Raw genomic sequence first — 13065 nt, forward strand, 5'->3', positions numbered from 1 at the left:
TTACATTGCGTTAATCGCGTCACAGCATGTTACTGAAAGACGCCGGTTCAGTTTACGCTTTCACCACTGGAAATTTGAGTTGATTGAATTAAAGGCGGGAAGGACAGTACTAATTGTTTTTAATGGTGCCCGGAGCCGGACTTGAACCGGCACAGCCTAACGGCCGAGGGATTTTAAGTCCCTTGTGTCTACCAATTTCACCATCCGGGCAGGAGGATCTTTGAGAAGAGGGTCGGGATTGTATAAGGCCGTGCCCTTGAACGCAATTCTGTTAGCCCCCTGCTTTGCCTGTTGCTGCTAAGCGGGCTTTTCTGCAAGGCCCAAATAGATGTACGCCGCCATTCTGGGGGCTTTTGGCATGTACAGGTTGTCGAGCTCTTTGATGGTGAAGCCGGCGTGCGTCAGGAAATCCGTTATCGGGCGGTTGAGGTGGCAGCCGCCGGCGATCTTTTTCCAGCCGGGGGTTACCCGGTTCTGCCACTTCGCCACTCCCGGCTCCGGTGACTGGCCATGTTCGCAGAACAGCAGTTTTCCATCCGGGCGCAGCACGCGGAACATCTGGCCCAGGGCCTTTTCCCAGTCCGGGATGGTACAGAGGGTAAACGTCAGCACAATGGTGTCTATGCTGTTGTCCGGCAACGGGATGGCTTCCCCGGGCAGGTCGAGCCATTCCACCTCCACCGGTGAATGGCGTAAATTGGACTGGGCTTTCAGGCGCATGCCCTCTGAGGGTTCCAGCCCGTATACCTTGATGACTTCGTTTCTATCGTACAGTGGCAGGTTGATGCCTGAACCCATACCCACTTCCAGAACCACGCCGGTTGCCCGCGGCACTATCCGTTGTCGGAGTTTCATTACCTGGCCTACGGAGCAAGCCTTGTTAATGATGTGGGGCAAGATGTACGTATCGTAAAAACCCATGGTGTACCCTATACTCCGTTTTAGGAATTTAACGGCCTTAGTTGCGTTAAACACCTAACAACTATGCAATATTTTAGTGATCTGCAACATGGCAGACATTCGCCGGTAATAACAATATACAAGATGCGATAAAGGCAGTGCCAGGCGGGCGCAAGCTGATTATTGATTTTGATGGTTACCGGAGGTTCCTGTGGAATTAGATCCCCTCATTTTGTCGCGCATTCAGTTTGCGTTTGTAATCTCATTCCACGCGATCTTTCCGGTGTTTACCATCGGTCTGGCATCGTTCATTGCGTTTCTCGAGGCACTGGCTTTCAAAACCGACAACCCGGTCTGGCTACGCCTGTCTGCCTTCTGGACCAAGGTATTTGCGGTGGTGTTCGGTATGGGGGTGGTTTCCGGCATCGTGATGTCGTTCCAGTTCGGCACCAACTGGAGTAATTTCGCCCAGGCCTCGGCGAATTTCCTGGGGCCGATGCTGAGCTATGAGGTGGTCACCGCCTTCTTCCTGGAGGCCGCATTCCTCGGGATTTTGCTGTTCGGCCGTGACAAAGTACCTAAAGGTGTGCACTTGTTCGCGGCTGTTATGGTTGCGGTCGGCACGTTTATTTCGTCGTTCTGGATTCTGTCCGCCAACAGTTGGATGCATACGCCTGCGGGCATAGAACTACGGGATGGAATTTTCCACGTGGTGTCCTGGACTGAGGCCATTTTTAACCCGTCCTTCCCCTATCGATTTGCGCACATGGGTCTGGCGTCTTTCCTGACCGGCGGGTTTGTGGTGGCCGGTGTGAGTGCCTGGTATCTGTTGCTTGGTCGTGAGGTTGAGGCAAACCGGAAAGCCCTGTCGATCTGCCTCTGGCTGCTGCTGATTATCGCGCCCACTCAGGCTGTGCTCGGGGATTTTCATGGCCTCAACACTCTGGAACACCAACCCATGAAAGTCGCGGCGATGGAGGGCAACTGGGAAACCAGCACCCGAGTGCCATTGCTGCTGTTCGCTATTCCCGATAACGACACCCAGTCAAATCACTACGAGGTGGGTATACCCGGCCTGGCGAGTCTGATCCTTACCCATGATATCGACGGTGAAGTGCCGGGTCTGAATGAAGTCGCCAAGGACGAGCAGCCACCGGTCGCCCTCGTGTTCTGGGCATTCCGGATAATGGTGGGCTTGGGTCTGTTGATGATTGCTGTTGCCGTGACTGGGCTATTGTTGAGGTTCAAGGGCCGACTGTGGGAAGCACGCTGGTTCCTGCAGGGGCTTCGGTTCATGAGCATCACGCCGTTTCTTGCGGTGCTGGCGGGCTGGGTAGTCACGGAAAGTGGCCGTGCGCCATGGCTGGTTTACGGCATGATGACTCACGCAGAGGGCCTGACCCCGTCACTCACGGGCGCGATGGCACTGTTCAGCCTGATCGGGTATGTGGTGGTCTATGCGCTGGTGTTCAGCGCGGGCATTTATTACTTGCTGCGGGTGCTCTATGTCGGCCTTGAAGATCAGGTAGTCGAGGAAGAGTATGACAGCGACCGGCCCATGCGCCCGTTATCGGCAACCCATGTTCCATTCGAGTACAACAAACCGGGCATGAAAATTGGCAAGTTCGGTCCGCCAACCAATCAGGGAGGATCGCAAAATGGCGGCATCTGAACTCATATTAATCTGGGCATTCATTATCGGCTTTGGCGTCATAATGTATGTTCTGATGGACGGTTTTGATCTCGGCCTTGGCATCCTGTTCCCGTTTGCACCGGACGATACCGCCAGGGATGTGATGATGAACTCGGTGGCCCCGGTCTGGGACGGTAACGAGACCTGGCTTGTACTCGGCGGCGCCGGGCTGCTGGCGGCTTTTCCGCTGGTGTATTCCATCGTGCTGCCGGCGCTGTATATCGGGGTCTTCCTGATGCTGGCCGGGTTGATTTTCCGGGGTGTGGCGTTCGAATTTCGCTTCAAGGCGAATACATCGCGCTACCTCTGGAACTGGGCGTTCGCGGGCGGTTCAACCGTAGCCGCATTCGCTCAGGGTGCCGTTGTCGGTGCGTATATCCAGGGTTTTGAGACGGCTAACCGCGTATACGTAGGGGGTGCTCTGGACTGGTTGACACCGTTCACCGTGTTGACGGGATTCGGCCTGATGGCAGGCTACGCGCTGCTCGGGGCAACCTGGCTGATCATGAAGTCAGAGGGCTATATTCAGGACTGGGCCTACCGGATTACCCCGCCCTTGCTGGTTGCCGTGCTTCTGGTGTTCGCTCTGGTCAGTATCTGGACTCCGTTTATCGATGACATGGTTCGGGACCGCTGGTTCTCGGCGATCAGAGTGATCTGGATTCTGCCGGCGCTGGCCCTCGCCTGTGCCTTCCAGATCTTCCGCTCAGTGCGCAAGCGTTATGAGGGCATGCCCTTTGTAGCCACCATGGGCCTGTTCATCTTTACCTACCTTGGTTTGCTGGTAAGCCGCTGGCCATACGTTGTGCCGCCGGAATACACCATTTGGGACGCCGCATCGGCCTATGATTCGCAGCTGTTCCTGCTGGTAGGCCTGGTATTTGTGGTCCCCGTGGTGCTCGGTTATACCGCCTGGACCTATTGGGTGTTCCGCGGCAAGGTCCGCGCTGGCGAGGGTTACCACTGAGTGGCTGAAACCACCCAGGATGCGCCCAGGCCCACTGCTGCGCGATGGCTCAGGGCGCAGGCTGCAGGAAACCGAAAACTGGTAACCCGCACGATGGCTGCAGGGTTGCTTGCGGGGCTGTTTACGGCACTGCAAATGGGGTTGTTGGCGTGGATCATCCACGCTGCTGTTATCCTCGATGAGAGTGCAACCTCATTGCTGCCCTTTTTCGCAGGGCTGGTGTTGGCGATCACCGGTCGCTCCATCGCCCAGGGGTTTCAGGCCCGCTGCGCTGCGCTGTGCAGTCATACCATCCGTCAGAACATCCGTACAGAGCTTATGGCACGCTGGCAGAGGCTGGGGCCGGTTCGTTTGCTGGACACCTCAGCAGGCACTCTGGCACGGGAGTGGGTTGAGCATGTAGAAGCGCTGCACGGGTATTTTGCCCGCTTTATGCCCCAGCAAGTTCTGTGTATTGCCGTGCCCCTGATGATTGTAATCATAGTCGCCTGGCTGGACTGGCTGGCGGCGATATTCCTGATTGTTTCCGCACCGCTGATTCCCCTGTTTATGGCGCTGGTAGGCATGGGGGCAGAAAAACTGAACCAGGATCATTTCGAGTTGATCGGACGGTTGTCCGGTCAGTTTCTGGACCGGATTCGGGGCCTCACAACCCTTCAGCTGTTCGGCCAAACGCAAACAGCCGCCGAGAGCATCCACGACCGCTCCCATCAATATCGCCGGGTGACGATGAAAATGCTCAAGGTGGCGTTTCTGTCATCCGCCGTACTCGAATTTTTTTCTTCCGTGGCCATCGCAGTGATCGCCATGTACGTGGGTTTTGGCCTGCTGGGCTATCTGTCTTTTGGCCCGGCACCCGAGTTAACGCTGTTCTCAGGTCTTTTCATTCTCCTGCTTGCACCTGAATTTTTTCAGCCGCTGCGGTTGCTGTCCCAGCATTACCACGACCGTGCCTCGGCTCTTGGGGCCACAGAAGAGATCCTCCAGCGCCTGGAGCCCGGGCCAGTGGCTGCCAATGACCGACCCAGCCGCGACCAACAATCAGCCGAACCCGCTACAGCGACATCTGTCGTGGATGATGAAAAAATCATCGTTCGGTCAGCCCGGGTTGCTTTTCCGAACGGCCGGGTCGGCCTGGACGATATCAGCCTGACCATTCACCGGGGCGAATCCATCGCGTTGACAGGGCCATCGGGAGGTGGGAAATCAACGCTCTTGCATCTCCTGGCAGGCTTTATCTGCCCCGGCGACGGTGGTGTTCGGGTTTTTGGCCAGCCGGCGGGGAAGCAGAGTTTTGGCTGGCTGGGGCAGCATGCGTTCATGGTGCAGGGCAGCTGGGCCGACAATCTGAGAGTGACCTGTCAGGATGCCACCGATCAGGCAATAGAAGCCGCACTGACAAATGCCGGGCTTGGCGACCTGCTGGCGAGTCGGGCCCGTGGAATCCATAGTCAGATTTCGGAAGCCGGAGAGGGACTGTCCGGAGGTCAGGCCCGTCGGCTTGGCCTGGCGCGTCTGTTCCTGGCCGACGTCGACCTGATACTGCTTGATGAACCCACCGCTGCACTGGACGCTGGATCTGAACGCTTTGTTCTTGCATCGCTCCAGAGGCTTCGTGCCCAGGGTAAGACTCTGGTGTTCGCTACTCATCACCCTTCCCTGTTGAGCCTGGCCAGCCGGGTTATCCGCATCCACGGAGGGCGCATCCAGAATGCATGAACTGCTGCCCTGGTTAAGGCTGATCGGTCAGCGCAAGTTACGGCTGTTTTTGGGTGCGGCTCTGATGCTGATTACGCTGCTCGCAGGTCTCGGGCTGCTGGCATTATCTGGCTGGTTTATCACCGCTACCGCTCTGGCAGGCATACTGATGGCCGCCGGTGCCGCAGTCACCTTTGACGTTTATGTGCCCGGTGGCGGTATCCGCGCTTTTGCTCTCACCCGCACGGTCGGCCGCTACCTGGAGCGGGTCTATAACCACGATACGGTCTTGCGACTGTTGGCGGACATCCGTGTACAGGTGTTCTGCAGCCTGGCGGCTTCAAAGACTCAGCTTCGGGGCCGGGGTTCCGACTGGCTTGCCCGCATGACCACCGACGTGGATGCCATGGACACCCTCTTCCTGCGGTTGGTGGCGCCGACCGGGCTGGCTGCGCTGCTGAGCCTGGGGCTGGTTGTGGTACTGAGTTTACTCGCAGGCCATGTCCTTGCACTGGTGGTGGCCGCGCTTCTGACCTTGGCGTTTGCGGTTGCAACCCTGGCGCTATTCTGGCGCACCGGCGCGCGTTCATTCCGGCAACAAGCCTCACTGGAAGTTCTTCGTGGCGAGGTTATCCAATACCTTGAGGGCCAGGCTGAGCTGACTGCGGCGGGCGTTGTCCAGCCTTACCGCAACAGACTGCTGGCCGACGCGGAACAATGGTCACAGGACCAAAGCATCATTGACCAGCGCAGCGGATGGCATGGCGCCATCTCCCTGTTATTGGTGAATGGTGCAATGGTGGCGGCACTGTGGCTTGGGTTGCAGATCTTCCAGACCGGGGCGACATCGGGCCCGGTCATTTCAATGATCCCCCTGGCCTTGCTGGCCATGAATGAAGTGTATGGGATGCTGCCGGAAGCCTTTGCCCGCCTTGGCGCCACCCTCGCAGCAGCGCAACGCCTGAACCGCGACAGCAGCCATGGCCAGGCGACGCCAGCCGGGGAATCGGAAAATTCCGGCGTTATGGAGAGTGCAGAAGCCTCAACAAGAACAGAGCCTTCCGCGCCCGGTTTGGCGTGGGTTGGCGTTAAATTGAATGGATTGGCAGCGGAGGATGCAACCAATGACCAAAAAGTGGATGAGCCACCGCTCCCCGGTTTTTCATATTCGGTTCGGCCCGGCGAGCAGGTAGGGTTTGTGGGTCCATCAGGCTGTGGCAAATCCACTCTGGCCAATATGGCAGCTGGCCTGGTAACAGCCAGCACAGGCTGCTGCAAACTGGCATCGAAGCAAGGCCCGGTTGCCCCCGGCTCCCGTCATGCCTGGGTCACCTACCTTACCCAGGCAACGCAGCTCTTTGACGACACGCTCCGGAACAATCTGTTGCTAGGCGATCCGGGCGCGAGCGACCCGCAGCTTTTCAGCGTGCTGGCAACCGTGGCTCTCACTGATCTGCTCGACGAACTGCCAGAGGGACTGGATACGTGGCTGGGCGCCTACGGCAAGCAAGTATCCGGCGGCGAAGCCCGCCGTATTGCTCTGGCCCGGGCGCTTCTTCGTAACACCGGTTTGGTTATTCTGGACGAACCTTTCACTGGCCTCGACGAAGCTACCCGAGCCTTGATCAGGGACCGGCTTTCGCACCGGCTGGCGGGCAAAACGATGATCTGTTTCGCCCACTCCCCGGAGGCCTTGACTCAGGTCGATGTCGTGGTGACGCTGGAGAGCCCTGGCTGACAGTGTAACGGCAGCCGTTGTAATCTCAGCGTTGCTCCAGAAGTTCGAACGTCAGGCCGGAATGCGCCCGCAATCGGTCCAGCAGATGGTCTCCAAAGAGTGACGACGGTGTCCAGAATCCGCCCGCTTTGTCGGTTTTGCTGATGTCCAGGGCGAGACACAATCCTGCCTGTCCCAGCATCTTGCTGGTTGAGCCATAGCCCGGGTCCATGTCCCCGGTAACCTTGGTTCGGATACTCTGGCCTTTGGCGGTTTTGCCGATAAAGCGCAAATCGTAGAAACCGTTCTTCTGGGCTTTGTCGCTGGGGCCTTCGCCCGGCTTGGGCACGATAAAGCGTTCAAGCACATAGCGCGTCGGCTTGATCGCTGACGCCACCAGGAAGCCACCCATCGCAGCGGTAATACCGTAGGCCGCCAGACGGCCCTTGATACCTTTACCGGTCATCATGGCTTCGTCGTACAGGAATTCCTTGCCGTACGCTGCGCCCATTAACGCGTTGGAGCGATGTACGATACGGGTGTTGATGGCAGCCATCACGAAAGGCGCCAGCCAGACATCGAAATCGGGGTCGAATTCCGCCGATTTCACGTTGGGCTGGCGAGCCGTGGAGCGATGTTCCGGTGGGCATATGGAAAATGGATTTGCCAACTCCTTGCGTAAAGCCGGATTGGACGCAGCTTCCCTGGTAACGTTCATCAGGCTGGCAACGGTTCCACCGGAAAACTCGCCCTTGGCGGTCCGCACCCGCATTTTGACCTGGGTGCAGGTAGCGCCGAGGGTTTGCTTTGCCTGTTGCTGGAGAAAGTAGACCCCCATGTCTGACGGAATCGAATCAAAACCGCAGCAATGCACAATTCTGGCACCGGAAGCCTTCGCCTGAGCTTCGTAGGTTTCAATCATCCTCCGGATCCACTGCACTTCGCCGGTCAGGTCACAGTAATCTGTTCCAAGTTCGGTACATACTTTTATCAACGGCTCCCCGTAAAGTGCGTAGGGGCCAACAGTGGAGATCACCACGCGAGTCTGTTCACACAGAGCGCGTAGTGAAGCCTCGTCGGCCGCATCGGCGGTGAGGATGGACAGGTTCTCAGCTGCCATGCCGAGATCGGTTTTAAGGTTAAGCAGTTTGCCTTCAGACCTGCCCGCGATGGCCCAGCGGACCTCCCCGTCTGCACCGACAGTGTCCAACAGGTACCGGCTCAATATCTGACCTACAAAACTGGTGGCCCCGAATACCACAATATCAAAAGGTTGTTGGCTCATTCGTCTTCCTTATTCGAGCGTTGGTTATCAATGACGTTGTTCAATCCAGGAGCAACTGATCTCAAAACGACGAGATGCTCTTTTTCCGGGCGCCCATGATCGAGAGAAATACTGCCACTCCCAAACCCCAGAAGGCGTTCAGAATCAAACCCCCGATCCACATTTGTGCGTTAGGCTCCACGCCCTTGAGGGGAAAGACCACCAGCATGGCGACCACCGTAGGGCCAATGGCACCCAAAAGAATCATCAGTGACCAGAACCCGGCAGTGCCCATCCGCCCGATAATGGCCCAGAGCACCATGCCCCATAAGCCACCAAAAAAGGCCAGCGAGATGACGGCGGGAACGCCAAGAGGCGGCACCGGGGAGAGATTGAAAGGCTCCGCAGGCACAATGCCCGCATAGAAAAAGACCGCAAACAGGCCCTGGTGAAAAATAAGTGTGGCCAGAAATCCGCTGACAAACGCTTTGAACCAAACCATTATCTGAATCCTGTCTTGGAGGGAGTAAGATGGCATTGTGTGCCGAATTGCCTGCACGCCGCAAATACGTATGTCACTGTTTGGTGGTTCTCTTTCACAAGAGCGCCCCTAGTGTCTTGGCTGGCTGATCTTTTAACCGGCATAGTATCGCACACTGCGCGAGGAGCTTTTGTCAAAGTGCTCGCGGACTGACCAAGGAGGACTCGAGGTGGCATATATACTGGCAGCGATGTTTGCAGTGTTGTTATCACTGACCATTGTGCTGTTCTGGCAATTGCAGTTGCAGAAGAGCGCGTTGGCTGAAGCGATGAAAACGCTGGGGGCGATTGACGGTGCCGTCGATGTCCTACCGGAACCGGATATGGTGCTCACGGTCAAAGTTCTCGACCCGATTACTGTCGCCAAGCGGGAGTCGCGTTCGGCCAGGGTGCTGGCAGACCACCTACCGGTGATGGTTCGGAAAATGGTCTATCAACAGGTAATGACAGAAATGGGTGAACAGCTCAGTAGTCGCGGTATAGATGTGGAAATGAACATTGAGTATCGATAAATGAGCGACAGACCATGATGATGCTGGCCGGGTTACTCGCTTTGCTATGCACCGGAGCTGTGGCGGCTGCAGCACACCTGACTCGGCAAAACCAGCGCGCGCTGCGCCGACTGGGGTGTCGTCTGGCATCAGGTGTCAGCGTCATTCAAAAGGGTCAACTGGAACTTCAGGAAACCAGAAACCGGAACCGCCTTCTGGAAGAGACGGTCCGCAGCGGCGCTGCAGCGGTCGAGACGGTGCACCGGACTATCGCATCAACCACCTTTGAGGTTATAGACCGGCTGGCCACCAGTGAAAAGTTCCGTGCCAATGCCCAACAGGTCCGGCGCACCCACGACAATACCAGCCGCACTTTCTACAGGTCACTACGTTCCACCAACAAGACATTGCACGTACTGGCGGACGTTATCCTGAGCAACAAGGCCAAGAAGCGACGCAGCCAGCTGTTGAAAAAAAACAATAGCGATCCCGCCTGAAAGCAGCCGATTCCTCTGACCACTTTACTATACCGCTTCTGTTCCCTGTCCGGTCACTCTACAATCAGCGCCTGACCCTTTGGCCCGCTACACAGGAGCTTCATCGCATTATGTCCCCGGCATCGTCCAGCGCACAGTCCTCCGTGTTGCAGTACTTGAGGCAACTGGAAACCAGCCGCATCTTCCAGACGGTTGTCATCTCCATCATCGTATTGTCCGCGCTCACCATTGGCGCGAAGACCTACGATGTGCCTCCGCTGTTTTCCCAGGCCCTGGCAGTGATGGATATGGGCATTACTGTTTTCTTCCTTATCGAGATTCTGTTCCGGTTCAGTGTTTGTCCCAGCAAGAGGCGTTTTTTTCTGGATGGCTGGAACCTGTTTGACACTCTGGTAGTAATCGGCAGCCTGATTCCACTGGAGAATTCGGAAGCGGTGCTTCTTGGCCGACTGTTGCGGGTATTCCGTGTATTGCGGTTGGTGTCGGTGGTCCCGGAGCTGCGTTTCCTGATCAACTCTTTGCTCAAAGCCATTCCGCGCATGGGCTATATAGCGCTGCTGATGTTCATTATTTTCTACATCTACGCTGCAATGGGATCGATGTTTTTCGCCAAAATCGATGAATTCCTCTGGGGCGACGTTGCTGTAGCCATGCTGACGCTCTTCAGGGTAGCCACGTTCGAGGATTGGACCGATGTGATGTATGGCACCATGGAGGTCTATCCGCTGAGCTGGGTTTACTATCTGACGTTTATATTTCTCACCGCTTTTGTGTTTTTAAACATGATGGTAGGAACCATTCTTGAGGTTATGAGTGAAGAGAAAAATGCCAAGCAGGCCCTGCAGGCTCATGACGAACGGGATGAAATGGCGAGGAAACTTGACGAGGTACAGAACAGGCTGGATGAACTGGTACGAATGGTGAGCGATAACCAGAAGCAACCAAAATAGTATGATTAAACCGGGGTGCCGAAACGGTGTTCCACCGCTTCGGCTTTTCCCGGGACGTGATTAGTCCTGTCGTGCGGTTACTTCCAGCAGGTGGTAACCGAACTGGGTTTTAACCGGGCCCTGTACTTCGTTTACCGGTGCGGAAAATACGACTTTATCAAATTCCGGTACCATCTGGCCGGGGCCGAATTCACCAAGCTCACCACCGCTTTTGCCGGACGGGCAACTGGAGTGCTCGCGCGCCAAGGCGGCGAAATCTTCACCATTGGCGATGCGGGTTTTGAGTTCATTGCAGGTTGCTTCGTCGGCAACCAGAAGATGACGGGCTGAGGCTTTTGCCATGATCAATTCTCCAATATAAGTGAGCAAGCATAATAGCGCGTTACGGCATCATAAAAAAGCCATAAAAAAGGGCGCTATAAAGCGCCCTTTTTCAACTGAAATCAGTTAATTAAATAACTTTTTTCAACTCTTCTTCAAACTCCGGTATGGCTTGGAACAAGTCCGCCACCAGGCCGTAATCCGCTACCTGGAAGATCGGTGCTTCTTCATCCTTGTTGATCGCCACAATCACTTTGGAATCGGACATGCCCGCCAGATGCTGAATGGCACCCGAGATACCTACTGCAACGTAAAGTTGCGGGGCGACAATCTTGCCGGTCTGGCCTACCTGCATGTCGTTGGGCACGAAGCCCGCGTCGACAGCGGCACGGGAGGCGCCGACAGCGGCGCCCAGCAGATCCGCAATCTGCTCCAGCATCTTGAAGTTCTCACCGTTTTGCATGCCGCGACCACCGGAGATCACGATGCCCGCGCTGGCAAGATCCGGACGATCCGACTTCGCCAGCTCCTCGCCCACGAAGGTGGACAGGCCCGCATCTTTCACTACATCCAGTGATTCAACGGAAGCGGAACCCCCTTCAGCAGCGACCGGATCGAAAGCCGTCGGACGAACGGTGACTACCTTGATGGCGTCACTGCTTTTGACCGTAGCAATGGCGTTACCGGCATAGATCGGACGGACAAACGTGTCCTCCGACTCGACCCGCATGATGTCGGATACCTGGGCAACGTCCAACAGCGCGGCTACCCGCGGCATGAAGTCTTTCCCAACGGTACCGGCAGCGGCAAAAATGTGGCTGTAGCCCTTGCCGACTTCCGCTACCAGCTCGCCCAGGTTCTCACCCAGGAAGTGACCATAGACGGCGTTGTCGGCGACCAGCACCTTGTTGACGCCATCGATTTTGGCGGCAGCTTCGGCAACATCGCCAACGTTTTCGCCCGCCACCAGCACATCAATGTCACCACCAACGGCCTTGGCTGCAGCAACAACGCTCAGCGTCGCCTGCTTGAGTTCACTGTTGTCGTGTTCAGCAATAACAAGGATGCTCATCAGATCACCTTCGCTTCGTTCTTCAGTTTATCGACCAGCTCAGCTACATCAGCCACTTTCACGCCGGCCTGACGTGAAGCCGGAGCTTCAACTTTCAGTATGGACAGACGGGCTGCAATGTCGACACCCAGATCTTCCGGGCTCATGACATCCAGCTGCTTCTTCTTGGCTTTCATGATATTGGGCAAGGAAGCGTAGCGGGGCTCGTTCAGGCGCAGGTCCGTTGTGACCACCGCCGGCAGGCTCAGTGAAACCGTCATCAGACCACCGTCTACCTCGCGGGTAACGTTGACCTTTTCGCCTTCCACAACCACTTCAGAGGCAAATGTACCCTGCCCCATGCCGGTCAGAGCAGCCAACATCTGGCCGGTCTGGTTGTTGTCGGAGTCGATGGACTGTTTGCCCAGAATAACCAGCTTGGGTTCTTCCTTCTCGACCACTGCCTTCAGCAGCTTGGCGGCTTCGAGAGACTGAACCTCTTCACCGGTTTCAATGTGGATACCACGATCCGCGCCCAGTGCCAGAGCGGTACGAATCTGTTCCTGGCAGGCCTTCGGCCCGATGGATACCACGACGATCTCGCTGGCAACGCCTTTCTCTTTCAAGCGAACCGCTTCTTCAACCGCGATTTCGCAGAATGGGTTCATTGCCATTTTGACGTTTGCAAGATCAACGCCGGTGTTATCCGGCTTGACGCGTACCTTGACGTTGTAGTCGATAACTCGTTTTACAGCGACCAGAACCTTCATAGATTCCTCGTTCTTCTACAATGGGTTTGATGACACGCAATTAAATTGCCCGTTGGCCTCCCGGAGGTGGCTCTTCATAATCTTCCTGATTGCCGTTCTGTCAGTTGAATTCGGCAACAACCGACCATTAATCAACAGCTTTTCTATTTTGGCCCATACCAAGGAAACAAGCGCATTCATCCTCGGGGGGCCATAATACTGAAGGC

At 56.3% G+C, this 13065-nt stretch carries 13 protein-coding genes and 1 tRNA gene; 7 read left to right on the forward strand and 7 right to left on the reverse strand.

Features of this window, described 5'->3' with window-relative positions; genetic code table 11:
• Nucleotides 1-123: 123 nt before the first annotated feature.
• Nucleotides 124-210, reverse strand: a tRNA-Leu gene (locus F6Y09_RS09100).
• Nucleotides 211-297: 87 nt separating this feature from the next.
• Entirely contained in the window at nucleotides 298-921 is a 624-nt protein-coding gene (locus F6Y09_RS09105; RefSeq protein ID WP_152206627.1) for a class I SAM-dependent methyltransferase, read from the reverse strand.
• Between the two features lie 190 nt (nucleotides 922-1111).
• Between F6Y09_RS09105 and F6Y09_RS09110 the strand changes: the two genes are divergently transcribed.
• From F6Y09_RS09110 to cydC, 4 genes are read left to right on the forward strand one after another with little or no spacing between them, the layout of a single operon-like run.
• The gene (locus F6Y09_RS09110) at nucleotides 1112-2572 is read left to right on the forward strand and encodes a cytochrome ubiquinol oxidase subunit I (protein ID WP_152206628.1); all 1461 of its coding nucleotides are present in this window, start codon (nucleotides 1112-1114) and stop codon (nucleotides 2570-2572) included.
• Nucleotides 2559-3560 carry a cytochrome d ubiquinol oxidase subunit II gene (cydB, locus tag F6Y09_RS09115; protein ID WP_152206629.1) on the forward strand — a complete coding sequence of 334 codons (1002 nt, stop codon included), beginning with the start codon at nucleotides 2559-2561 and terminating at the stop codon, nucleotides 3558-3560. Before F6Y09_RS09110 ends, cydB begins: the two co-directional genes overlap by 14 nt.
• On the forward strand, nucleotides 3561-5279 hold the full coding sequence (gene cydD, locus F6Y09_RS09120) for a thiol reductant ABC exporter subunit CydD (RefSeq protein ID WP_152206630.1): 1719 nt from the start codon (nucleotides 3561-3563) through the stop codon (nucleotides 5277-5279).
• A complete protein-coding gene (gene cydC / locus F6Y09_RS09125) occupies nucleotides 5272-6996 on the forward strand; it encodes a thiol reductant ABC exporter subunit CydC (protein ID WP_152206631.1) in 1725 nt (574 codons plus the stop codon). Before cydD ends, cydC begins: the two co-directional genes overlap by 8 nt.
• Before the next feature lie 25 nt (nucleotides 6997-7021).
• On the opposite strand, the gene F6Y09_RS09130 is transcribed toward cydC, so the two are convergent.
• Both F6Y09_RS09130 and F6Y09_RS09135 read right to left on the reverse strand, forming a co-directional pair.
• Nucleotides 7022-8260: a saccharopine dehydrogenase family protein gene (locus F6Y09_RS09130; RefSeq protein ID WP_152206632.1), complete on the reverse strand. Its 1239-nt coding sequence runs from the start codon at nucleotides 8258-8260 to the stop codon at nucleotides 7022-7024.
• Between the two features lie 61 nt (nucleotides 8261-8321).
• Entirely contained in the window at nucleotides 8322-8741 is a 420-nt protein-coding gene (locus tag F6Y09_RS09135; RefSeq protein ID WP_152206633.1) for a hypothetical protein, read from the reverse strand.
• Nucleotides 8742-8949: 208 nt separating this feature from the next.
• Between F6Y09_RS09135 and F6Y09_RS09140 the strand changes: the two genes are divergently transcribed.
• The 3 genes from F6Y09_RS09140 (at nucleotide 8950) to F6Y09_RS09150 (ending at nucleotide 10717) form a co-directional block, all read left to right on the forward strand.
• On the forward strand, nucleotides 8950-9291 hold the full coding sequence (locus F6Y09_RS09140; RefSeq protein ID WP_246180438.1) for a hypothetical protein: 342 nt from the start codon (nucleotides 8950-8952) through the stop codon (nucleotides 9289-9291).
• A gap of 14 nt (nucleotides 9292-9305) precedes the next feature.
• On the forward strand, nucleotides 9306-9767 hold the full coding sequence (locus F6Y09_RS09145; protein WP_152206634.1) for a hypothetical protein: 462 nt from the start codon (nucleotides 9306-9308) through the stop codon (nucleotides 9765-9767).
• A gap of 110 nt (nucleotides 9768-9877) precedes the next feature.
• Nucleotides 9878-10717: an ion transporter gene (locus tag F6Y09_RS09150; protein WP_152206635.1), complete on the forward strand. Its 840-nt coding sequence runs from the start codon at nucleotides 9878-9880 to the stop codon at nucleotides 10715-10717.
• Nucleotides 10718-10777: 60 nt separating this feature from the next.
• Here F6Y09_RS09150 and F6Y09_RS09155 read toward each other — a convergent pair whose 3' ends face one another.
• From F6Y09_RS09155 to F6Y09_RS09165, 3 genes are all read right to left on the reverse strand, one after another.
• Nucleotides 10778-11059, reverse strand: a complete 282-nt coding sequence (locus F6Y09_RS09155; RefSeq protein ID WP_152206636.1) for a peptidylprolyl isomerase — start codon at nucleotides 11057-11059, stop codon at nucleotides 10778-10780.
• A 109-nt stretch (nucleotides 11060-11168) separates the two neighbouring features.
• Nucleotides 11169-12110 carry an electron transfer flavoprotein subunit alpha/FixB family protein gene (locus F6Y09_RS09160; RefSeq protein ID WP_152206637.1) on the reverse strand — a complete coding sequence of 314 codons (942 nt, stop codon included), beginning with the start codon at nucleotides 12108-12110 and terminating at the stop codon, nucleotides 11169-11171.
• The gene (locus tag F6Y09_RS09165) at nucleotides 12110-12859 is read right to left on the reverse strand and encodes an electron transfer flavoprotein subunit beta/FixA family protein (RefSeq protein WP_152206638.1); all 750 of its coding nucleotides are present in this window, start codon (nucleotides 12857-12859) and stop codon (nucleotides 12110-12112) included. Before F6Y09_RS09165 ends, F6Y09_RS09160 begins: the two co-directional genes overlap by 1 nt.
• Between the last annotated feature and the right edge of the window lie 206 nt (nucleotides 12860-13065).

Source organism: Marinobacter changyiensis, from assembly GCF_009193265.1.
GTDB classification, from domain to species: Bacteria; Pseudomonadota; Gammaproteobacteria; order Pseudomonadales; family Oleiphilaceae; genus Marinobacter; species Marinobacter changyiensis.

Excerpts from the sequence above, each read along its gene's own strand:
- F6Y09_RS09105 (WP_152206627.1), bottom strand. The coding sequence starts at position 921 with ATGGGTTTTTACGATACGTACATCTTGCCCCACATCATTAACAAGGCT.
- cydB (WP_152206629.1), top strand. The coding sequence starts at position 2,559 with ATGGCGGCATCTGAACTCATATTAATCTGGGCATTCATTATCGGCTTT.
- cydC (WP_152206631.1), top strand. The coding sequence starts at position 5,272 with ATGCATGAACTGCTGCCCTGGTTAAGGCTGATCGGTCAGCGCAAGTTA.
- F6Y09_RS09130 (WP_152206632.1), bottom strand. The coding sequence starts at position 8,260 with ATGAGCCAACAACCTTTTGATATTGTGGTATTCGGGGCCACCAGTTTT.
- F6Y09_RS09135 (WP_152206633.1), bottom strand. The coding sequence starts at position 8,741 with ATGGTTTGGTTCAAAGCGTTTGTCAGCGGATTTCTGGCCACACTTATT.
- F6Y09_RS09145 (WP_152206634.1), top strand. The coding sequence starts at position 9,306 with ATGATGATGCTGGCCGGGTTACTCGCTTTGCTATGCACCGGAGCTGTG.
- F6Y09_RS09150 (WP_152206635.1), top strand. The coding sequence starts at position 9,878 with ATGTCCCCGGCATCGTCCAGCGCACAGTCCTCCGTGTTGCAGTACTTG.
- F6Y09_RS09155 (WP_152206636.1), bottom strand. The coding sequence starts at position 11,059 with ATGGCAAAAGCCTCAGCCCGTCATCTTCTGGTTGCCGACGAAGCAACC.
- F6Y09_RS09160 (WP_152206637.1), bottom strand. The coding sequence starts at position 12,110 with ATGAGCATCCTTGTTATTGCTGAACACGACAACAGTGAACTCAAGCAG.
- F6Y09_RS09165 (WP_152206638.1), bottom strand. The coding sequence starts at position 12,859 with ATGAAGGTTCTGGTCGCTGTAAAACGAGTTATCGACTACAACGTCAAG.